Source organism: Cellulomonas sp. P1_G12_2 (assembly GCF_056405535.1).
The window spans coordinates 1426171-1448230 of record NZ_JBFUBX010000001.1; the positions used below are offsets into that span (position 1 = coordinate 1426171).

The window sequence follows — 22060 nt, forward strand, 5'->3', positions numbered from 1 at the left end:
GAACGGGCGCACTACACGGCATGGAACTCACGCCTCGAAGTCCGATCGGTGCGGCGTCATGGTGATGACGCTGCACCGGCTGACTGCCGGCGCCGGCTATCAGTACCTGTTGCGGCACACCGCGTCCGGGGACTGCGACCGTGCCGGTTCGACGTCGTTGACGGCCTACTACACCGCGTCCGGAAACCCGCCCGGCAGGTGGCTCGGGTCGGGTCTGCGCGGCGTCGGGGGAGCGGACGCCATCGGAATCGAGCGTGGTGATGTGGTGGACGAGCAACCCATGGCCCGGCTCTTCGGGAAAGGGTGCGACCCGGCGACGGGCGTGCCGCTCGGCCGGGCTTACGTGACCGGGGACCCCGTGGCTAAGAGGGTTGCTGCCCAAGTGGACGCACTGCCCGAGGGGTTGGATGCCGGGGCGCGGCGGGCAGCGATCGACGCGATCACACGGGTCGAGCTCGCGCGCGGTGCACCGAAGGCCGTGGCGGGGTTCGATCTGACGTTCACGCCACCGAAGTCGGTCTCCACGCTGTGGGCGGTCGCCGACGACCGCACGCAGGCCACCGTCCTGGCGGCGCACCGGGCTGCGGTCGACCAGGCGTTGGCGTTTCTCGAGGACCGGGCTCTGTACACGCGGACCGGTCACGGGGGGTGTCGGCAAGAGCCGACGCAGGGCGCGATCGCGGTCGCGTTCGATCACTGGGACTCCAGGGCCGGGGACCCCAACCTGCACACGCACCTGGTGGTCGCGAACAAGGTGCAGGGGCCAGACGGGGCGTGGAGGTCGCTGGACTCGCGGGCGCTGCACCATGCGACGGTCGCGATCTCGGAGGTGTACGACGCGCTGATGGCCGACGAACTGGCGCGGCGATTGCCCGTGCGGTGGGGGTGGCGACACCGCGGGGCGCGACGCAGCCCACGGCTCGAGGTCGACGGCGTCGCCGACGCGCTGATGGGGGAGTTCTCGACCCGATCCACCCGCATCGACGAGGCGATGACCGACGAGGTCGCCCGGTTCGCCGCCGCGCACGGGCGAACACCGAACCGGATCGAAATCACGCGGCTCCGCCAACAGGTCACCCGTGCCACGCGACCGAGCAAGCACGTCCGCCCCCTGGGCGAGCTGCTGGCAACATGGCGCACCCGCGCGGCCGCCCTGACCGGGCGGAGCCCGGAGCAGCTCACGACCGCCGCCCTTCGGCGAGAACACAGCGTCCCAATTGGTGCCGCGGCGGTGCCGGCGGAGGTGGTCGAGCGGGTGGCACAGGTGGTGCTGGCCGGGGTGATGGAGCGCCGCTCGACCTGGACCCGGTGGAACGTGCTCGCCGAAGCAGCGCGGGTGACTCGCGGGTTCGCGATGGCCAGCGTGACCGACCGACTCTCGCTGCTCGACTCGGTGACGAGCGCCGCCTTGCGCGACGGAATCTCGACGGCARCACCCGCCCTGTTCGAGACCGGGCCGGGGTATCAACGTCCGGACGGGGCCTCGGTCTTCGACCGCCCGAACGAGGAGCGGTTCACCGACCGGCGAGTCCTCGACGCCGAAGCCCGCCTGCTCACAGCGGCATTTGCCGATGGTCCGGCGACGTCCATGGCCGCGCTGGTCGTGGCCGCCTCAGACGGCCACACACGGCTCGCGCCGGACCAGGTGGACGTCGTGCGACAGGTCGCGACCTCCGCGCGCCGCCTCGACGTGCTCGTTGGGCCGGCTGGCTCGGGGAAGACCACCACCCTGCGCGGCGTGCGTCGGGCATGGGAACACTCGTACGGGCGCGGTGCGGTCATCGGGCTGGCACCGTCGTCGTCCGCCGCCGCGGAGTTGGCCCGGGCACTGGGTATCGCATGCGAGAACACGGCCAAGTGGACCTTTGAGTCCACCGGCCAGGGAGCCGGACGGCGCGCCGCCCTCACCACCCGGCTGACCGTCGCCCGCGATCGGGCGGCGCGTGACGGGGACGTGCGAGCGTTGCGGACGATCGAGACAGCCTTGGCAGCGCAAGCCCGCGAGAGCGCCCGATGGTCCATGCGGGCAGGCCAACTCGTGATCGTCGACGAAGCATCCCTCGCGGGGACGCTCACCCTGGACACCCTCGTCACTCAGGCGGGGACGGCGGGGGCGAAGGTGCTGCTGGTCGGGGACCACGGGCAGCTGTCCGCGGTCGACGCGGGTGGGGCGTTCGCGTTGCTGGCCGACCGCACGCACCCTGCGCGGCTCACGTCCTTGTGGCGGTTCAGCCACCCGTGGGAAGCCGCGGCCAGTCTGGGCCTTCGCGATGGGGATCCCAGGGTGGTCGAGGAGTACGTCGAGCACGACCGGGTGCACGCCGGAGCCGCCGAGGCGATGCTCGAGGACGCCTACACGGCGTGGGCGACCGACGTCGAGGACGGCGTCGACGCGCTCCTGATCGCACCCGACGCCCGGACCGTCGCCGCGCTGAACGCCCGAGCCCACCGCGACCGCGTGGCCGACGGACTCGTGACCGGCGACGGCGTCGCCTCGACATCCGGCGAACGGATCGGCGTGGGGGACCGGATAGTCACCCGCCGCAACGAGCGCACCCTCCGCCTGGCGGGCGCCGGCCCCCACTCCTACGTGCGCAACGGGGACCTCTGGACCGTCACGCACACCCACCCCGACGGATCACTGACCGCCTCGCGGACACGATCCGCCGCCGGCGAGGGGGCGGCATCGGTGCTGCTCCCCGCTGACTACGTCGCGCAGGACGTCGAGCTCGGGTACGCCAGCACCACCCACCGCGCCCAGGGAATCACCGTCGACCACACGCACGTGCTGGCCCACCCCGGCATGGCTCGCGAGAACCTGTACGTCGCGATGACACGCGGACGACACGCCAACCACGTCTACGTCGCGCTGGACGCCGTCGACCCCCAATGCGACGACCTGCCCGACGCCCCGACCAACATCGCCGGCCACGACGTGCTGGCCGCGATCATCGCGACGCCCAGCGCCGAGCAGTCAGCCACGGCACAGATCGCCGCCGAGCAGCAGGCAGCCGACTCGATGCACAGGCTGGAACCCATCCGCCGAACCCTGCTCGCCGAAGCGTCCCGGCACCGATGGACCAAGGCGCTGGATCGTGCGGGACTTCGCGCCGAGGCCATCCAGAACCTGCGGACCACACCCGAGGCAGGAACGCTGTTCACGACACTCGATCGGGTCGCCACCCTCACCCCCGATCCCGCCACCATCGTCGCCGAACTGGTCGACGCCGCGACGGCCGACGCCTCGGTCGAGGCTCTGACCAGAGAGGCAAGCCGCTGGCTGCGCGCACACGCCGAGAACCCCCAGGAAGTCCCAGCAGCGAGCAGCAGCGCCGGCCTCGATCACGACGGCCTCGCGATTCTCACCACCATTGAGCACCTGATCGCCCAACGAGCGGCCGCACTGACCGACGCCGTGCTCGCCGAGCAGCCGGCCTGGCTCGAGCGGCTCGGCCCAGAACCGCGCGACCCGCGCGCACGAGGCGCCTGGCTCGCGGAGATCACCGCCACCGTCGCCCACCTGGACGAACAGCGGTCGCAGCTACCGCAGGGTCCGGCAAGGGCGCCGGCCGACCCGACTCAGAGCACCGCGACCCGAGGAGTTGCGATCCGATGAGCCGAACGAGGCGCAGGGCACCGACTGCCCGGCCGGGGTTCTTTCCTCAGCGCACCTTTCCGGCGCCGATCGGCCCGCCCACCCCGATCGTCTGGTCCGCGTTCACCGCAGCCGAGCAAGAGCTACTGCTCGAGGACCTCGACGTCTGGGTGACCTGGCTCGCCGAGCGCTACCGGCTTGACCACCGTGTCGTACCGCCGTGCTGGACTCAGCACCCAGAACTCATCGAGGAACTGTCCGCCTTGCAGCTCGCATGGCAGGGCGCGTTCTCGACGAGCGCGGTCCCCGATGCCCCCTTGAACTGGCACGAACGCTTCGCCGTCGCCCGCGTACGAATCGCTGACTGGGTCGCTCGAACCGGATGCCGGCCGGACACGCACCGTTCGCTCTAGGCGTGTCTCCTATAACCGTGTCGAGGTGACGCAGGCGGCGAAGGTCGCTGCGCCGCGACCCTCGGAGCAGTCGCGCGACGGAGACTTCAAGGCCCGCCAGCAAGAGGTGGTAGTGGGTCCGCGCTGGCGCAGAGCCAACGTCCGCAGGCGTCACGAAGCCAACGATGTCGCGAGCCTTCAGCACGAACACAAACGGCTCGCGGCACAGAGCCTGGACGACCTGGCTCATCCTCGTGCCGGCCGACCTCGAGGCCGACGTCATTCCCGCCGGTGAAAACCTTCACCGGGGCGTCGAGCAAGGGCATCCACCGGCTTGCCGAGTTCGACGAGCGACTCGAGACGCTGGTTCGCGCCTCCGAGGCCGTTCTGACCGAACGCGTGGCGCGATGAGCCGCTGACGTCAGCGTGGCGACGAGCTGCGAGAGTGCAGGCCGTCCCAGCGCGTCGCGTCGTCCGCAAGTTCGGGCTCCGCGCGATCGCCTGATCCGGCTCAAGGTCGCGAACCGGCCCCGAGCACAACGTCCAGGCACGGAACAGGGCGGCGACGAGGCTCTCATCGAGGGCCGGCTCCGGTCGCTACTGTCCAGGCATGGGCGACGACCTTCCGAGCATCTTCGCGGACCATCCCTACGCTCAAGCTTCGCTGCCGACGCTGGTCACCAGGCCCGTGTTCCACTACACGTCCGCCGCTGCGGCGCACGCGATCATCGAGACCAAGACGCTGTTCGCGTCCCACATCGAGACGATGAACGATCCGAACGAGCGACTGTATGGGCGTCAACTGATCGCGGCGCAATGGCGCGAGCGCGAGGAGATTCTCGAGAGCAAGCCTGCTGCTCTGGCGGCCGTCATCGACGAGGTGTTCAACCATCCACGCTGGCTGGACGCGCCACAGAGCTACGTGCTTTCGGCATCGACCCGATCGGACCATCTCGACCAGTACCGCTTGTACGGCCACTACAGCCTCGGTCTACGCCCCGTGACTTGGGCGGTCCAGTTGCTTCCCGGAGCGCATCCCAAGCACGTGACCGCCAGATGGCGGAAGGTGGTGTACGACCCGACGGAGGCGTCCCAGCTGATCGAGAACATGTTCCAATCTGCAATCCGCGCCGCGCAGGACGGCAGCTTGGACCAACCGCTTGCAGCCCGGTGGTTCGACCACCTCGCCGCCCACCTCAAGAGCCCAGCCTTCGAAAGTGAGCAGGAAGCACGGCTGGTGTTCGCAAGCACGAGGGAGGAGCGCATCGCCCGAACCCGCGTTGTCGAGGGCACCATCCGCCCATACACGGAGGTGCAACCCGAGGCAGGGCTGCACCCTGTGACCGAGGTGTGGCTGGGTCCGATGGCGAACCGGGACATCGACCGGCTTGGGATGCAGTACTTACTCGCCGGGCAGCGGTTGGCAGGCAACGTCCCGCCGATCGAGATCAACGTCACCGAGCAGCGGCTGCGCTGAAGCTGTAGTGAACGCTTGCGCTCCGGCCCGCAGCGGCCGGCGCCGGGCGGTCGACACGCGGCACCCAGCTCCCGTCACCCCAGTGCAATGCCCGTCACGCGGCCGCGGGCATCAGGTCGCCATCGTCGCCAGGCCTCGACCGGTTGAAGAACGCGAGCGTCGAGTCCGCCGCAACAACAACCTCATCCCACGCCTCGACGGTCGGCCCGCACAGTAGGTGCGCACCCTTGATGACTGCGGCACCCAGGGCCGCGTTGCCGCCCGCGCCGAGCAACGCTCCGAATCCAGCGGGGAACGCCTTGCCGAGCACGATGATGCCCTGGCGGGTCCCATAGCGGGTCACAAAGTCGGGACCGAGGACGTTGTTGATCGCTCGAATGGTCTCGAGTGGGACCGCTCTGGCCGCCTTGACGCCCCAGTACTTGCCGGTCCGCTTGCTCGCCTCCTGGATGACACCGAACGCACCCTGTCCGATCATCGCGCCGAGCGCGAGTGTCCGGAGGCGGTCCACATCATCGAGCGGGTCGCCCGCGAGCGCGGATTCGATCAAGACCAGCCGGACACTCAGTCCGACGAACCCGACCGCGTCGAGGACTGATGCCGCGACGCCCACGCCGGGAATGGGGATGCCCCCTGCAACGGCTCCGCTGCTTGCAACGGTCGCCATGTAGCGCTTCTCGATCAGCTTGCGGACCTGCTCGGGCGACCGTTCTGGGCGCCTTGCGCGAACCGCCGCAACGGTCTCGACTGCGTGTGATCCTCCCGTCGTCAGTGCGGTGTCGAATGCCCGCGTGAGCAGACCCTGCAAGTTCATCGACGCATCAAAAGTTGTCATTGTCCGATTCCTGTCTTGTCCAGGGACAACTTAACGTTGTCCCGTGTTGTCTTGGACACGGACGATCCACCCGTTCGACGGCTCGCGTCAAGCGCCACATCGCGTTTCACCCGCTCGTAGCGCTCGGGTCGCGGTAGATTGCCCACCATGTCGGGACAAACTGAGGACAACGTTGATCTGTCCGCCACGCGGTACCGAGAGCTCGCCGAACTCGTGACCACCAGGCGCCGGGCGAAGTACGCGACGACAACCGCGTTCCAGTCCGCACTCGCTGCCCGAGCGGCCAGCGAAGACGGAAGGGGCGAGCCGTACAGCGAGGCGATGGTCAAGAAGATCGAGCGCGGTCAGCGGCCCATTCACGACGAGCAACTCGACGCGTACGCGGAGCTCTTGTTCGACTCCTCACCCGAGTCGGGTCGTCGGCAGCTGAAGGAGGCATGCGATGTGGGGCGGGCACGCAACACCGCACCCGCTCTGGTCCAGGCAACGTCCGTCATGCGTGACAACGCCGCACGGGCCAAGAAGGTCACCGAGCAGAACCGCGCGCTGACAGAGCTCCTGCGCAGCGCGCTGGGACGGCTCGAAGAGAGCGCCGAACGTGGACGAGCATTGGGAATCAAGACCATGCAGGCAATCGAGGCCTCAGATCCTGAGAGCGCGATTGCAGCCCTCAAGGAGATCCGTGGATCAGAGCCCGATGACCTGGCGGCCTCCCCGGAGGACGCGCTGCGCAGCCACCGGTACCGCCTGGCAGGTGATCTGACGTTGATGCTCGGACGCGCTGGGGCCGCTGGTGCTGGTGGGGCTGCGGTTGGGGCGGGAGCTGCCGCTGCCACGTTCGCGACCGTGGCGGCCTTCGCGACGGCGTCGACGGGCACCGCGATCTCGGCGCTATCAGGCGCGGCCGCGACATCAGCGACCCTGGCGTGGCTCGGCGGCGGCGCCCTCAGCGTTGGCGGCATGGGGATGGCTGGTGGCGTGGCGCTCCTGACGGGCATCGTCGGTCTCGCAGCCGTCACGATCGGTGGGCTCGCGTTGATCAAGGCGGGTCCGCGCATGCTGAGCAAGCAACGCGAGCAGTCCGCCGAGCTCGACCGTGTGGAGGCGAGCCAGCTCTGGAATGCGGAGGTGATCGCGCGCGTCGCGAGCCGCGCGTCCGCAGTCGAAACGATCGTCACTGTGGGTGAGGTCCGTGTCGACGCCCTCGTCGCGGACAGCGAAACCGCCAAGAGGACCGCCATCCGAACCGAAGTTGTCGGCGGCAACGCCCCATCGAAGGGTTCAGCAATCGACACCCCTCCGACTTCCGGCGACACCGTGTCGGCGCGGTTGGCCAAGATTCTGATCAACCTCGCGACCGTGATCGCCCTGCCGTTGGCGCCCATCAAGGACCCCACAGTCGCCGACCGCCTTTACGACGGAACGCCCGAAGAGATCGAGTTTCTCGACCTTGCTCTGAACACCGCCCGCCAGGAGATCTCGATGGCGTGACGACCATCGCACGAAGCGCGGCTCGCCGGACAGGAGAGCGAGACGGCGCGGAGGCCGCCGTGCCGATCAATGGCAGCCGCTGCTCTCCAGGTGGCTCGGCGACCGTGCGTCGTCGCCGATTTCCAGGACGGTGAGCCGCCACGCCGGGCGGTCCGCATGAAAGCGGTTGCGCGAGGTCCTCGACGGCGATCGTGAGCGGTTCGGCACCCGGCACTGTCCGGTGGACGACGTGCCGGGTGAGGTCGACCGCATCGACCTCCCACGTCGGCGCCCGGAACGATCCTTCTGGCCGGTGCACCCGGGCCGTGAGGCGCGGTTGCCTCTCGAGCGCGCGCTCAAGGCGGCGACGCACCTCGGCGACGTCCGGCGCCGGTCCGCCGAGGACCAACAGCACCGTGATGTGCCGCGGGTTCGGCCCGACGTCCGTCGCGAGCTCCGCCCGGTCGAAGACCGTCAGCCGTTACATAACAGGGTCAGTCTCGACGGACCGGCTCGTCAGGGTCAGAGCCGTAGGTCCCGACAGCCGTCGCATCGCATCGCTCCGGGGTTCTGGCGCGCGAAACGGCTTCGCCTCGACTGAAATGCGGGAGCGCCAACGGCGCTGAACCGACCGAGCCACGCGCGACGCGCATGGTCGGGCACGCGCTACCGGTGATCGAGTCCGTCGAGGCTCGCCGGGGATAAGTCCCGAAAGTCGCCTACTGCCAGGTGTGCAGGAGGTTCGACTCTGCTGTCAGGGGCGTCGGGAGACCCGATCGAGCGCGCCGCGATCAGCACCTGCGTGGCCGAGTCTCGCAGCAGGTCGGGGCGGCCCTCACACCAGCCGGCGATGTAGGGCAGGGAGTAGTTCGCGGTGTCCATGCCGGCGGTGGCGGCCACCAGGTACGCGATTGACTCGGCTTCGACCTCGGCGCGTCCGCGGCACTGCGCACTGCTGGCGTACTCGGGGAAGCGGTGCTCGTGGTCGGCGCGGATGTGCCCGAGTTCGTGGGCCAGCGTCTTGGTCCCTTGTGCGGGTTCGACGTCGTCACGGATGCGCACGGTGTTGGTGCGGTAGGCGGTGTAGCCGTTGGCCCCCGGTGGGCATGGACCGCGCTCGAGGGTGAACCCGTCGTCGGCGACCAGAGCCGCGAGGTGCGCCCAGAGGTGCTGCGGTGCGTCTCCTGTCAGCAAGTGCGGCTCGACGGTGGGGAGCGGAGCACCGTCGGTCTGGCTGACGTCGAAGACGTGCACCACGCGGAAGCCGCGCAGCTCACGCATGGAGACCGGATCCGGATCCGCCGGGCGCGCCGCGATCGGTTCACCATCGCGGGTTGGCACCTCGCCGTCGGTGGTTGCGGATCGGTAGGTGCAGGGGGCGAGGATCGCGATGCCGCGTGCACCCTTGTTGACGCGGCGTCCCAGGTTGTTCCAGGTGCGGATGCCGGCGACGCGGGTGGCGTTGGGGCGTTGGGAGGCGATGAGCAGCACGTTGGACGGGGAGTAGGTCGGGAAGCGGGCTGCGGCGATGAGCATCTGCCGCCAGCGGTCCGAGTGCACGAGGTCGGCCACCGCGGTGATGAGCTTGTCGTGCAGCGCAGCCAGACGTTCTTCGCTGGACGGGACGGTGAGGCTCGACATGGCCTATCGCCCCGAGGGTGCGGGGTGGGCGGTGCCGGCGGGCAGGAGTGCGCCTTTGCAGATGGGGTTGGACCAGCCGAGGTAGCCGTTGCCGTGCAGGTACATCGAGGACAGGCGGGCGAAGCTGATCAGGTAGACCCCGCCATGGTTGCCGGTGGCGGAGTCGAAGACCTCGTTGGCGGTAAGCAGGATCTTGGTGGGGTCGCAGCCGGGGTCGGCTTGCACGACCAGGGAGGCGTGGCCGAACGGTCGCCCGGTGTTCCAGAACGTGAACGCGCCCAGCGGTGGGCAGGCGTCGGCCGGGTGGGCGTGCCCGGTGGCGAGCATCTCGGTCCAGTGCGCTTTCGCGGAGGTGAACCCGGACCCGACGTAGCCGTAGGCGCGGCAGGCGAGCCGGTCGCACAGCTGTCGCCAGCCGGAGGTGACCCCGACGTAGGCCAGGCCGTTGCGGACGGCGGTCGCGACGTCGGCTGGGGTGCCGGGTGGGACGGCAACTTCGCCGCTGCCGATCGGGACTGCGCATCCGGTCGCTGGTGATCCGTCCACCGGGGTGACCGCTGCGGTGAGGTCGGGGTTGGCGAGTTCGGGGACGGCGCCGGACACGGCGTCGGCGGACCACTCGGTCATGCGCTCGCGGACGTTGGCGACGAACTGGGCGGTGATGGCGGGGATGGTGGGGTAGGTGCGCAGGCGGGATTCGCCGGCGTTGTGTGCGATGACGAGGGCGTCGAGGATCGGGATGTTCGAGGATGCCCACTCCGGGTGTTGTTCGCGGATGCTGCGGACGCCGTCGAGTCGTGCGCACAGGTAGGTGCCGCCGACGCGGGCGTGGGTGGCGGGGTCCTCGATGTCGGGCGTGCGGTTGTGGTCGAGGTCGGCGTGCCAGGGGTGGCTGTAGTGCGCGCGCCAGATGGAGGCGTTCATCTGCAGCAGTCCCCAGGTGCCGCCGTTGGAGTCGTCGGCGTGGGCGTCGGGTCGGAACCCGGACTCTTGGGCCATGACGGCCGCGATCCAGGTCTCGGGCAGGTCGGGGCAAGTCGCCTTCGTCTCGGCGATCCAGGCACGAGCGGTGGCCGGGATGGGTGCGTCGTCGGCGAGTGGGCTGCCGGCGGAGCTGGTGATACACGCGCTGGCCGTTCCGCCGACGGCGACGGCGGTGACGATGGCGATGGTCGGGACGGCGAGGAACCCGAGCGTGCCGAGTGCGAGCTTGATCATGCGGGGACCGCCGTTCCGGTGGCGGTGGCGTGCTCGACGGCCTTCTGGTCGGCGTGGAGGTCGGCTGCGTCACGTCGCGCCGTCCAGGCGGCCAGGTCGATGACGGTGGGTTTGGTCTGGCGGAGCAGCAGCACCCCGGCGCCGAACGGCAAGGTCCGCAGCACCGAGGCCGGCATGACCGGGACGGTTCGCACGGACGTCGACGAGGAGTGTTCGCCGGCGCGGCCGCGGGAGCGGGTCTCGGTGAGCTCGTCGACCTCCCCGACGAGGCGGGCGACGTCGTCGAGGTCGCGGTACTTGGCCAGTCCACCCAGGACGATCTTGACGGTCGCGGCGTCCCAGATCGCGTCTGCGGCGTGTTCGCCCCAGCGGGCGCGGGCTTGGGCCAGGGACTGCAGGACGGCCAGGGTGGTGATGCCGGAGCCGCCGCCTTCGGCCATCAGCGAGGGCAGTGACGGCAGCGGGGTGAGGTTGGCGATCTCATCGAGGGCGAGCAGCAGGGGTGGGTCGAGACGGGCGCCGGGGGAGCGCGCAGCCAGGGCGCGGGCGGTCTCAGTGATGTCTTCGACGAACGCCGCGACCAACGGTGCGCAAGATCCGGAGGCGACCGCGGAGGCCAGCAGGTAGAGCGTGCCGGACTCTCGCAGGAACGTCGTGGGGTCGAAGGACTCGTCGCGCTTTGGGTCGACGGCGGCCAGGACGTCGGGATCGGCGAGGGCCGCCAGGGATTGGCGGACGCCGAGCCATATGGAGTCGCGGGTGCGGGGGTCGGAGTGGATGGAAGCTTCGAGGGCGTCGGCCCAGCCGTCCGCGGCCGCGGCGCTGTGGTTGAGGATGGTGACGGCGTCCTCGGCCAGGGCCGGGTTGAGGGACCAGCGGTACAGGTCGACGGCGCGCCTGTTGTCGAGGGCGGCGGCGTGGAGCAGGCAGCGCAGGGCGGTCTCGGTCTGTCCGGCCCAGAAGTCGGAGTCGGACACGGTGCGACCAAAGCCCGCGCCGGCAGCCAGCCCGCGCGCTCGGACCAGGGCGGTGCGGGGAGTCTCGCAGCCGCGCACGGGTGACCAGGCCAGCCCGCCGGGCAGACCGGCGAGGCACTGCGGGTCGAAGATCGCGACCGGACCCCTGGTTCGACGAGCTCGCAGCGTGACGGCGAGCGTGTCCGGGCGGGTGGACGTGGCAACGACCGGTCCTGGGGCGTCCAGCACCCAGGGGATGACCACGTGCAGGCCCTTGCCCATCCGAGGTGGTCCGACGAGCAGGGCGGAGTCCTCCACGGTGCACCACAGGTCGCGGCCGCGAAGCCGCCCAAGCCGGAACCCCACCTGCTGCGGGGTGGCGGACCGGTCAAGGGACGGGCGCACGACCGACGCGCGGCCGCGCAGGCTCCGCTGACCCGCGACGGCGTGCACGGCACGGGGCGCTGCCATCCCCGGCAGGTCTCGCAGCGCACCAGCACGCCCGTCGCTCGTGGTCCCGAGGCGGCGCCACACCCACCAGATGCCCCACACGACGCAGACCCAGGCTGCCGCGGCCAGCGCGGTCCCGGCCCAATACGCCACGGGGCCGGGCAGCGCGGACGGGCGGGGCCACACCGAGGCTGGGTCGCCGGGGTGCGTGATCGCGCTGAGCGCGGTGAGCAGTCCCGCGGTCGGGGGCGGGCGACCGGTCAGGACGCAGGCAAGGGCCGCTCCGGACCACAGGACCGCGGCCAGGACGAGGACGGCGGCGCCGGCCGTCATCGCCCACGTCGTCATGTCCGGGCCGCCCGCGGTGCCGGGACGCGGTCCATGGTGCGTCGGCCTCACCGGGAGACCGACTCGATCTGCTGGGTGCGCAGCTCGGGGGCGGCCGCGGGGGTGTAGGCCGGTTGGATCGGCATGGCCGCGGCCGTGCGGCGCAGGGCAGCGGTCACCAGGTGCCCGGTGTCGACCAGGTCGGTGACGAGCACACCGGGGTTCGCGGCGCCGGCGACGAGCTGCGCGGCGCCGGCATCGGCCAGGTGCCGTACCTGGTCGCCGGCGACGGCTTGGATCGCGGGATCGAGCTGCCGGGACCAGCCGTCGTCGACGGCGGCCCGCAGCTCGGACAGTCCCGGGACCCCTTGCTCGTGGTGGGCGTGCGCGCGGGTCGCCCAAGCGACGGTGACGATGTCGACATGCTGCTCTAGCTCGGCGAGCTCGAGCAGAGTCCCGTAGACGGCGCGCCACCCGGGATCGGGGACCCGGTTGGGTGCCAGCCATGCGGCGACACCCGGAATGTGGTCGGGCTGGGCGATGAGCGCGCCGATCAGAGCCACGAGGTTACGGCGCTCGGAACCGGCATCGCGGCCGGGGTGCCCGGACAGGTACTTGTCGGCACCCATCCGCGCCTCGGTGTTCCGCATCACGGCCCGCAGGGCGAGCGGGACGACGACCTCGTCGTGTGGCTGGCCGGTGGCCTTGGCCCATCTCGCCTCGGCGCAGTCCATCGCGGCGTCCACGACGTTGCAGGTCGCGTAGATCGGGCGTGACATGCGATCCGATGCGCACCGCACGGCAGCCGCGCGCAGGAGCACGCCGGTGCCGGCGATCTCTCGACGTAGGCCGCCGTCGAGCACCATCCGCGCGTAGGTGACGGCCTGGGGGTGCGGTGGTGTCACGTGCAGCAGGTCCGCGAGCCGCGGCAGGTTCGCCCGTCGGGTGCCGAGCCGCTCGACGAGGGCGTCGGCCATCCGTTGGGGGTCGATCGCCTCGTCGGCGGCGCGCCGCTCGAGCATGGTGGTGAAGACCTGGGCGTGCCAGGTGTCGGCGAAGTCGCCTGCCCGGAGCCAGCGCTGGATGTCATCCAGTGTGTCGGGGTGCAGCAGGACGGAGCCGAGGGCGGCTTGCTCGGACAGCCGGATGATGGCGTCGTCGTTCATGGTGATCACCGGTCCTCGTGTTTGGTGTCGTCGCGCATGGCGGAGTCGGTGTCGACGACGTCGACCTCGACGGGGTGCAGGACGTGGTGCACGACGTGGGTGCGGCGCGGCATCTTCCACAGCCCGGTGCCCCGCGGCAGCACGGGCAGCAGGTCCCGTTCTGGCCGCGTCAGGCCCAGCGCGGTGGCGGTGCCGTCGAGCTGGTCGGACTCCTGCCGGTAGATGACGCGGGTCGAGCAGTCCGCCAGCAGTCCCTGCGCCAGAGAGCGAGCCTCGGAGCCGTGCTCGCCGATGGCGTCCCGGTCGCTGAGCCGGTGCAGCACCATGAGGTTCGCGATGCCGTGGGCGCGCGAGAGCTTCCATTGCGACTGCATCCGGCGCACCAGTGCGGCGTGTCGAAGGACCCGCCACGCCTCGTCGTAGATGACCCATCGCTTCGCGGTCGACACCAGTAGTGCGCCTTCGAGCCACGCCGAGGCGCACGTCATCGCCAGTGCCAGCGCGTCCTCGTCGGAGCCCAGGCGTGACAGGTCGAGCACGACCATGGGTGCATGCGGATCGAGGCATTCGGTCGAGGGCCCGTCGAAGAGTCCCGCCAGGTCGCCGCGCACGAGGCGGCGCAACCCATGGGCGACATCGCGACCATCCGCCGATCGATCTGCGACACGGACACCGTCCGAACGCGCCGCCGAGGCGTCGGGGGAGGCGAGCGTCTCGAGGACGTCGCCGATCGTGGGTGAGCTGCGACGGCGTTCGGCCAAGGTGAGGGCCGCGTCCAGCGCGCCGAGCTCAGCGGCGCCGAGCTCGCGACGGATTGTCAGGGCGGCGACAGCCGCAAGGAGGCGGATCCGCGGTCCGTGGGGTTCTGTGCCCTCTGGGGCGTCCAAGGGGTTGAGCCGGGCCGGCAGTCCTGACCCGAGCCGCACCACCGTGCCGCCCATCGCCTCGGCGACCGGGGCCCACTCACCCTTCGGGTCGCCCGGCACGTAGACGGACCGTCCTGCGGTGATGCTGCGCATCGCGAGCGACTTGGCCAGCGCGGACTTGCCCTGCCCGATCACCCCGGCCAGGAGCACGTTCGGGTTCGTCAGGTGGCCAGCGCCGTACAGCGCCCACGGGTCGAAGCAGAACGGCCCGCCGGTCAGCGCGTCCTGCCCCACAGGGACGCCGACGTCACACGAGGGCGACACGAGGAACGGGTACGCACCGGCCAGGGTCGCCGACGACGCCCGGTGTGCCGGCAGCCGCAGCCTGGGACCGCTGCGGTACCGCCCGACAGCCCGACGGAACGTCGGCGTTCTCGTCGCGGTCACAGCACACTCCTCGCCAAGGGCAGTGCTGCTGCCAGGTGCGCTTGCCCTTGCTGGCCGAACAGGCGCCGCGCCTCGCACATCGCCTGAGCTGCGGCGGTCTCGAGTGCGGCACAGCGCTCCTCGAGCTCGGACTCGCTGGTCGCTGACACGGTGAGCAGCCCGGTGAAGCGCAGATCCCCGTGGCCGGCCACGATCTCGGCCTCGCGGCGCTCGAGATCGGCGACCTCGGCTCGCGTGCTCTCGGCTTCGACCTGGCCGATGCGCGTTCGTTGAGCCGCGTCGGCCATGTGCTCGGCCTTGCTCCGTCGGATCTCCCGCAGTGCCCGGGCGGTGGCGATGGGCTCGGCAATCAGGGTCAGGGTCCTGGGGGTCGCCTCCCCGAGGAGCAAGGGCTGCAGGAAGCTGGGGTGGGCGTCGCTGCGCGGCCACTCCGTGACCCAGTACGTCGCGTGCACCGCACCGTCGGCTCGCAGAAACGACCACTGCTCGTCGACGCCGATCGGAGCGGGGAACGGCCGCGGCACGTCCTCGGCGCGAGCAGCGGCCTCCGGGTCGTAGGCGCTGTGCACCACGGCCGTCAGATCCTCGCGCCCAAGCCACCCCTGCGGCGCGAGGTCAGCGCCGATCAGCGACGTCGCGACCGCGTCCAGGTGCTTGACCACGACAGCGATGTCGGCCGCCGTCAGAGCGCGGCGACCTCGCGGGGCGCGAAGCGCCACCGCCAGGAGCGTGTCTCGCGCATGTGGTCGCACGAACCCGCCATCGAGCAGTCCGGCCAGGGCCACGGACAGGTCCGTCATTGGGGAGATGCAGCGATCCCGCCACCACCGACGTGCAGGAGCCAAGCCGCCAGGGACGGTGCGCGCCATTAGCTGCACCCGCACGATCGCCGGCTGCTGGCACAGCCCGGCCAGCACACGGCCCCACCCGGCCACCTTGTGCTCCTGCGCTGCGGGGTCGTCCAGGACGAATCCGGCACCCGCGACCCGCAGCACCCCGCAGATCACGCCAGCGCGCCGATTGAGGATGAGGGTCGCCCTGAGAGCGTCGCAGGGGATCAGTTCCATGTGACCGGTCACGCCCGGAAGGACGAGCACGTCGCGGGCGGCCCTCGTCTCCCTGGTCGTGGTGATCGCCGTGGTCGCCCGAGTCAGCCTGCGCACCTGCCACTGCGCAAGCAGCGGCACCCATCGGACGACCGGCCGGCCGGCAACCGAGACTGTGCCCGCGACGAGCAGCGTCAACCACACCGGTGCCGTGACCGCGAAGCCGCCCGCGCCCGCGGAGAACACCGCAGCCACCGCCACGAGCAACGCGACACCCACCATGGCGAGCTGGGACGTGGACAGCCCCAGCAGCACGCCGCGGCTCTCCAGGCGACCGAACCGGACCGTTGACGTGCCGGAGGTGTCTTCCGGCGAGCTCATCGCGCGCCACCCCGGTCAGGCACGGGCACCGCCGGAGGAGGGGTGGGCTTGGGCCCGCCCGCCGCGAGGCCACCGGATGCCCCCTTCGCCGCGCCTGCAGCGCGCACTGCCGTGCCGATGCCTCCGGTCACCGTCGACATCGCGACCTGTTGCGCGGCGTAACGGGTGGTCGTCGCCGCGCCGCGCGCTGCCTTGCTGATGGGGTTGGCCGCGACGTTGGCGTGCATGACCCCAGCGGCCTCCATGCCGGACCAGTGCACGAACCGCCAAGTCAGCCACGGCGCCCACACCGCGATCGCGAGCAACAGGATCCCGACCAGCGTGTCCGACAGCCCGGCGACGCCGTCGGCCGGCAGCGTGGGTGCGACGCCGGGCTCGGTGGGTCCGGCGCCGGTGAATGCGGAGGCGCCGACGACGAACGCCACGACGATGACGATCTTGGAGAACACCAACGCCGCGACGATCTCGAGCCAGCGCCGCGTCCACACCCGGGTCTGGTCCCACGTCGACCCCGCGAAGGCGATCGGCGCGAAGACCGCGACGAGAACCAGCGCGGCCTTGCGGAACAGCAGGACGCCCCACAGCAGGACGAACCCGAGCATGAGGGCCAGACCGATCAGGATCTGCAACGCGGGGGAGAGTGCAAGAAGCGCGGTGAAGTCGAAGAACTGCGATGCCGCCTCGTTGACGGTCAGACCGGCAGCTGACGCGATGTACTCGCAGATCCCGTCGACCGCGGTCAACGCGAGCTGCGTCACGCCGAGGGCGAGCGCGGCACCGAGCATCGCCTTCGCGACCCCGATAACGGCGCGCACCAATCCGCCGGCCTCATGACGGAGGACGGACGTCAGCACCTGAACGACGAAGAGCCCCACGACGACCGGCAGGGCGATGGCGGCGATCACCGCGACGTTCGCGCGGAACCAGCCGACGCTCAGGTCGATCGACGTGCTCGAGCTCAGCGCAGCCAGCGCAAGCTGGCCTATCTGCTCCGCACCACCGACGAACGAGCCGCCGAGCCCGCCGAGCACGTAGTCGGACGCAGCGCCCTGCGCGGACTCGCAGACGGCGGCCGCCGGGCCGATGCAGGCGTCGAGTGCCGGGACCGGCATCTCAGATCATCCCGCCCAAACCGGAGAAGAACGCCACGATCGCGTTGGCTCCGCCGATCAGCAGCGCACCGCCGGCGGCGATGAGGACCCCCGTCTTCCCGCCCGAGGCGTACCCGTAGTTGCCCTGCTGGCGGGCCACCGCCCACACGATCACCGAGATCACCAGGCCCGCAACGCAGGCCACCAGGCCCCAGGTCAGCAGCGCCCCGACCAGCTGCTTGACGACAGCCAAACCCGGCAGACCGGTCTCGTTCGGGGTGATGCCCGGGTCGGCGCCGATGACCTTGCCGACGTTGATCGACACGTGTTCCATTGCGCACCCCGGGGATCCATGGGCGCTCACCGGTCGTCAGCGCCATCTGGTTATAGGTGCGCCAGAGTGTGCGTAACCCGCGAGATCGCGAGTACAAACAAGAGGACTGGGATCCCCGGCGTCAGACCGCCGGCTCAGAGCTCGGCGTCTGGGTCGAGTTCTGCGAGGCGGGACTCGAATCGGGCTCGCAGTCGGCTGTACTCCTCGTGGTCTCCGCGCGCGGAGGCAGCGTCGAGGGCGTCCCGCTGGAGGAGGGTGGACATCGGTTCGACGAGCAACCCGCGCGTCGCGACCTGGATCGCCTCGCCGTAGCGGCCCGCCTCGTGATGAAGCCGGGCGAGCAGGTGAGCAGCGTCAGAGATGGCGCCGACCATCACCTGAATGTCGTTCTCGGCCCAGGAGTAGTGCGCGTCGTCGATGCCGATGAACGGACGGCCGCGCACGAGCTCCAGCGCCGCGGTGAGGTTCTCGACTCGTTCGTCGTCGGATGCCAGGGCGGCTGCCGTGAGTCCTTGGAAGAGTGCCCAGTCTGTCGCGACGTCATCCGTGACGTGCAACGGTTCGCCGCGCCGGATGGTGGGCAGCGCGGCGTCGCCGACGAGTTGTCGGGTTCGGTAGACGAACGTGTTGCGAGTGCCCGCGACGTCTCGCTTTCCTGGCCAGAACACCTCGTCGAGCTCGTGCCCACTCGCTGTGCGCCGCAGTGCGAGGTACACGAGTAGCTCGATCGCGCGTGGTGGTGGCGTCGACTCGGGCTTGGTGAGGCCCTCGACTTGAATTGGGCCGAGGACGTTCACGCGGATGCGCCCCTCCTGGAGTTGGAGAGTCTCCGCCCGAGGCTCGGATGTCTCGCACATCGTCCGGGCAATCTCGTTGGCGCCTGGCGCGTCGGTGCCGCGGAGGTCGTGCCGCTCGGAGGACGCGATCCCGGCGACGACGGGTGGTTGCGCCGTCAGCAGCAACGACGTCACCTGCTCGAGGTCCGCAGCGCTGAGTCGTTGAGCACGAAGCGTGAGGCCCAGGGCATCCAGGGCCGCCGTGCCGTCGGGGCTGACGGTGAGCGTCCAACCAGTGGCGGGTTCGCGAGTGATCAGGACCGAGCCGGTCCATGGTTCGCTCGGCGGAACCCGGCTCGGTGTCCGTTCGAGGTAGACGACTGGCAGCCAGGTGTCCTCCAGGATCCGGTCTGAGCGGGCTTCGAGGCTGTCGGTCAGGCCGCTGTCCTCGAGGGCGGACGCGATGGCGTCGGCGCGGGCGGTTCGTGTCCGGGTGTTGTCGGGCGTGCTGTGCATGCGGGCGGCTTCGAATGCCGAAGCGAGATCGGCGAAGGACTCGTCGGCGACCAACGCGATGCGCCCGGTCAGTTCACTGGTCACGATCTCGATCGCGAGTGCGCGCAGTGCGTCGTCGGCGGCTTGTTCGTCGCCGAGGATGCTCAGGGTTCCGGCAGCTTCGAGATTGATCAGCACCGTGGCGTCGTCGCTGTGCCCGAGTGGAACGAGTGCCGGGTACGGCTCGGCGTGACCGTTGTTGTCGAGCGGGGAGTCGCCGGCTACCTCGATTGTCGAGGCGGTCCACGTGACACCGGTGGCGGTGAACGGGGGGACAGGCTCGGGGTCGGGGGACTCCAGGTGGAGCGAGAGTGTGTGCTCGCTGAGGGAGATCGCGGTGATCCGGGGGAGGTCGCGTTCGGCGGCGTAGCAGCGGGTGTCGATGTTCTGGAGTGCGGTCCGGAGCTGGGCCAAGGTGACCGGCGTCGCTGCGCGTCGCAGTGTGTCCTCGACTGCCGCGGTCTGGGTGCCTTGGGTGGGCATGGGGATGGATTCGCCGACGCGTCGTGCGCGGTGCTGCAGGTGTCGGCGGCGTCCGAGCTCGCCGACGATGCCGGCCGCTGCTACCGCGGAGAGCCCGATGAACAGGGGTGCTCGACTGCCGGAATGTGCTGTAGCGTCGTCCGCTTGCCCGAGCGGTTTCGGGGCAGCAGGCTGCTCAGTCGTCGTGCTGCTGCTGGCGGTGGGCACTGCTGTGGCGGCGTCGGGGTCACCGGTCATGGGCTGGCCCGGCGCGGGGTGAGCGGGCTCCAGCGCCTTTGGTGGAGTCGGAGAGGTCGGGGCGGCGGGTGCACCGGCGGCGGAGGCAACGGTCGGGCCGGCGGGGACCGTGAGGTGCCAGCCGGGCTCGATGAGGTTGGGATCGGTGAGGGTGGTCCCGTCGGTCTGGGGCTTGCCGACGTTCGCGGCGTAGATCTCGGTGTAGCGATCGCCGTTGCCGAGGTGCTTTTCGGCGAGCTTCCAGAGGCTGTCGCCGGGTTCGACGACGACCTCGCTCGGCGCTGGCTGGACCGGTGCGGCGGGCTCGAGGGGTCGTGACGGGTCTAGGCCGGCGGCGTCTGCCGGGAGCAGGAGCGCCCAGCCGGGGTAGATCCAGTGGGAGTCGCTTAGGGCAGTCCCATCGGCCTGGGGGCGGCCGAGGTTCAGATCCTGGATCTCGGTGAAGCGGGCGCCGTCGCCGAGGTGCCGTTCGGCGATGTCCCACAGCGTGTCCCCGCGCTGGACGATGACGGTCGGGAGCTCCGCGCCGCGGTTCGGCTGCTCGGCCGCGGTCGGTTCGGGCTCCGCGGCGTGCCGGGGTGCTGGAGTTGGTGTGTCGAGCGTTGGCCGGTCATTGACGGCACGGGTGGCAGTGACCGTTGCGGCGGCCGCGGGGGTCGGACTGGTGACGGTCGACGTGAGCGCGAGCAGGACGGCGGCGGAGGCGACCAGCCGGGATGCTGCCCATTGCGCTGATCCGAGCAGGGGGATCGAGGGTGTTGCGACTCGTCGCAGGCCGGCGAGGATCTCGGCGGTGACGCTGACCGCGAAGGCTGCCCACGCGACCCACCCGATCAACGCCAGGACGGCGAAGAGGAGGGTGCCGTCGTCGGGGGAGGTCAGTGCGTGCCCGACCTCGGCGAGGGTCGGAACTGTTTCCGGAACGTAGATGGGTGCGAGCGCGATCAACGCGATCGGCGCTCCGAGAAGGAACAACAGGAGCAGCACGGTCGCGCCGAGGGCGCGCAGGATTTCGGGACCGCGGTGGGTGGGGGTGAGGGTCGCGGTCATGTGCCACCTCCGGTGATGCCTTCGACGAGTGAGGCTTCGGCGTGCCCGGTCACGGTCAGGGTGCTGATGCCGATGAGGTTGAGGAACGCGGTTGGGGCCGTGTCGGTGACGGTGACGAGCAGGCGGGTGCGGTCGTCGCTGACCCTGACGGTGCCGTTGTGTCCTGCCTGGCGCAGGTAGGTGATCGCTGCGGCGACGGCGATGCTTCGGTCCACTCTTATGCCGGATCCGGAGATGGCGTTGGGGATGTCGAGGGCCTGCCCGCCGGCGCGAGCCGCTTCGGCCGCGGTGGCGTCGGCGCGTTGGGTCGCGCGCAGTTTCGCGCCGCCGTCTGCGACCAGGCCGAGCAGCAGGAGGAGCCCGAGCATGCTGATGGCCACGAACACGGTGACTGAGCCGGCCTCGTGTTCGGGTCCGGTTGCGACGTGCAGGCGGCGAGTGAGGGTCGTCATCGTGTGCGGTACCTGTCGAGGGGCGAGGTCGCTTGCGCGGTCATCGTGCGTGCGCCGGGCAAGCCCGGGACAGCGAGGTCGGCGAAGCTCACGGTGCAGCTGACAGTCGCGGTCACGACGGCGTCCTGACCGATGCGCGCAGAGAACCCGGACGTGTCCACGGCGACAGCAGTGGCGACGCAGGACGTGCTGGCGAGCTCGCGCGCGGCCGCGGCTGTCGCGGCCGCGCGGGCGCCGTCCTGGGTTCGGGCCAGGGAGGCGTCCCGGGCGGCGGAGCGGGCTGCTTGCTCGATCGCGCTTGTCGTGGTCTCGACTCGGCCGACCAGCACGAGGGCACCGAGGAGCAGGATCAGGGCGGGGGTCAGGATCGCGAGCTCGACGCTGATCGAGCCGTTCTCACGGTCGTGCGCGTGCTGGCGGTTCATGGTGTGTTCGCCGTGGTGAAGCGTTCGACGGGGCCGTCGGCGGACTGGTTGACCTGAATCCCCGGCGTGCCGGGGATCACCGACAGCGATCGTCCGGTCACGGCGACTTGCACGTGTCCGGGTCCGGGTGTGGAGGCGATCGCGGTGGCGTCGGTGAGGGTGTCCGCGCCATGGTCGCGCACAAAGGCCAGGGCGGTGTCTCGCCCGGCCTGCGGCGTCGAGCCGTAGGCGCGGGCGACGGCAACGCCCTCCTGGGCGGCGGCCAATGCGAGGGAGCGGGCGTGGAACCAGAGCGCGTACTGGATCAACGCAGTCACCACCAGCAGCAGGGCGGGGAACAGGATGACCAGTTCGATGCTGGCCGACCCGGTGTCCCGACGGTCGCGCATG

General features: G+C 70.5%; 18 protein-coding genes. 4 read left to right on the forward strand and 14 right to left on the reverse strand.

Annotation, left to right across the window (positions count from 1 at the left end; all coding sequences use genetic code 11):
- Positions 1 to 64: 64 nt before the first annotated feature.
- The 3 genes from mobF (at position 65) to AC1DXT_RS06795 (ending at position 5464) form a co-directional block, all read left to right on the forward strand.
- On the forward strand, positions 65 to 3616 hold the full coding sequence (gene mobF / locus AC1DXT_RS06785) for a MobF family relaxase (RefSeq protein WP_477060822.1): 3552 nt from the start codon (positions 65 to 67) through the stop codon (positions 3614 to 3616).
- Complete coding sequence (locus tag AC1DXT_RS06790) at positions 3613 to 4008, forward strand: hypothetical protein (protein ID WP_477060563.1); 396 nt, start codon at positions 3613 to 3615, stop codon at positions 4006 to 4008. Before mobF ends, AC1DXT_RS06790 begins: the two co-directional genes overlap by 4 nt.
- 589 nt (positions 4009 to 4597) lie before the next feature.
- The gene (locus AC1DXT_RS06795) at positions 4598 to 5464 is read left to right on the forward strand and encodes a hypothetical protein (RefSeq protein ID WP_477060564.1); all 867 of its coding nucleotides are present in this window, start codon (positions 4598 to 4600) and stop codon (positions 5462 to 5464) included.
- Between the two features lie 94 nt (positions 5465 to 5558).
- Here AC1DXT_RS06795 and AC1DXT_RS06800 read toward each other — a convergent pair whose 3' ends face one another.
- Positions 5559 to 6278 (reverse strand): hypothetical protein, encoded by a 720-nt coding sequence (locus AC1DXT_RS06800; protein WP_477060565.1) that lies wholly within the window; start codon positions 6276 to 6278, stop codon positions 5559 to 5561.
- A 342-nt stretch (positions 6279 to 6620) separates the two neighbouring features.
- On the opposite strand from AC1DXT_RS06800, the gene AC1DXT_RS06805 reads away from it, so the two are divergent.
- On the forward strand, positions 6621 to 7790 hold the full coding sequence (locus tag AC1DXT_RS06805; protein ID WP_477060566.1) for a hypothetical protein: 1170 nt from the start codon (positions 6621 to 6623) through the stop codon (positions 7788 to 7790).
- On the opposite strand, the gene AC1DXT_RS06810 is transcribed toward AC1DXT_RS06805, so the two are convergent.
- The 13 genes from AC1DXT_RS06810 to AC1DXT_RS06870 form a co-directional block, all read right to left on the reverse strand.
- Positions 7684 to 8247, reverse strand: coding sequence for a wax ester/triacylglycerol synthase domain-containing protein (locus AC1DXT_RS06810; RefSeq protein WP_477060823.1), 564 nt, complete (start codon positions 8245 to 8247; stop codon positions 7684 to 7686). The two genes, AC1DXT_RS06805 and AC1DXT_RS06810, sit on opposite strands and share 107 nt — an antisense overlap.
- A gap of 188 nt (positions 8248 to 8435) precedes the next feature.
- Entirely contained in the window at positions 8436 to 9410 is a 975-nt protein-coding gene (locus tag AC1DXT_RS06815; protein ID WP_477060567.1) for an ArdC-like ssDNA-binding domain-containing protein, read from the reverse strand.
- Positions 9411 to 9413: 3 nt separating this feature from the next.
- A complete protein-coding gene (locus AC1DXT_RS06820) occupies positions 9414 to 10628 on the reverse strand; it encodes a lytic transglycosylase domain-containing protein (protein ID WP_477060568.1) in 1215 nt (404 codons plus the stop codon).
- Entirely contained in the window at positions 10625 to 12382 is a 1758-nt protein-coding gene (locus AC1DXT_RS06825) for a type IV secretory system conjugative DNA transfer family protein (RefSeq protein WP_477060569.1), read from the reverse strand. The genes AC1DXT_RS06820 and AC1DXT_RS06825 overlap by 4 nt, the downstream gene beginning before the upstream one ends.
- A 47-nt stretch (positions 12383 to 12429) precedes the next feature.
- Positions 12430 to 13527 carry a DnaB-like helicase N-terminal domain-containing protein gene (locus tag AC1DXT_RS06830; protein ID WP_477060570.1) on the reverse strand — a complete coding sequence of 366 codons (1098 nt, stop codon included), beginning with the start codon at positions 13525 to 13527 and terminating at the stop codon, positions 12430 to 12432.
- 5 nt (positions 13528 to 13532) lie between these two features.
- Positions 13533 to 14840 carry an ATP-binding protein gene (locus tag AC1DXT_RS06835; RefSeq protein WP_477060571.1) on the reverse strand — a complete coding sequence of 436 codons (1308 nt, stop codon included), beginning with the start codon at positions 14838 to 14840 and terminating at the stop codon, positions 13533 to 13535.
- On the reverse strand, positions 14837 to 16201 hold the full coding sequence (locus AC1DXT_RS06840) for an SCO6880 family protein (RefSeq protein WP_477060572.1): 1365 nt from the start codon (positions 16199 to 16201) through the stop codon (positions 14837 to 14839). Before AC1DXT_RS06840 ends, AC1DXT_RS06835 begins: the two co-directional genes overlap by 4 nt.
- A gap of 62 nt (positions 16202 to 16263) precedes the next feature.
- Positions 16264 to 17379, reverse strand: coding sequence for a hypothetical protein (locus tag AC1DXT_RS06845; protein ID WP_477060573.1), 1116 nt, complete (start codon positions 17377 to 17379; stop codon positions 16264 to 16266).
- Between the two features lies 1 nt (position 17380).
- Positions 17381 to 17683 (reverse strand): DUF6112 family protein, encoded by a 303-nt coding sequence (locus AC1DXT_RS06850; protein ID WP_477060574.1) that lies wholly within the window; start codon positions 17681 to 17683, stop codon positions 17381 to 17383.
- Between the two features lie 143 nt (positions 17684 to 17826).
- Positions 17827 to 20793, reverse strand: a complete 2967-nt coding sequence (locus AC1DXT_RS06855) for a LysM peptidoglycan-binding domain-containing protein (RefSeq protein WP_477060575.1) — start codon at positions 20791 to 20793, stop codon at positions 17827 to 17829.
- A complete protein-coding gene (locus AC1DXT_RS06860; protein ID WP_477060576.1) occupies positions 20790 to 21245 on the reverse strand; it encodes a pilus assembly protein TadG-related protein in 456 nt (151 codons plus the stop codon). Before AC1DXT_RS06860 ends, AC1DXT_RS06855 begins: the two co-directional genes overlap by 4 nt.
- A complete protein-coding gene (locus AC1DXT_RS06865) occupies positions 21242 to 21670 on the reverse strand; it encodes a TadE/TadG family type IV pilus assembly protein (RefSeq protein WP_477060577.1) in 429 nt (142 codons plus the stop codon). Before AC1DXT_RS06865 ends, AC1DXT_RS06860 begins: the two co-directional genes overlap by 4 nt.
- Positions 21667 to 22059, reverse strand: a complete 393-nt coding sequence (locus tag AC1DXT_RS06870) for a TadE/TadG family type IV pilus assembly protein (RefSeq protein WP_477060578.1) — start codon at positions 22057 to 22059, stop codon at positions 21667 to 21669. Before AC1DXT_RS06870 ends, AC1DXT_RS06865 begins: the two co-directional genes overlap by 4 nt.
- Between the last annotated feature and the right edge of the window lies 1 nt (position 22060).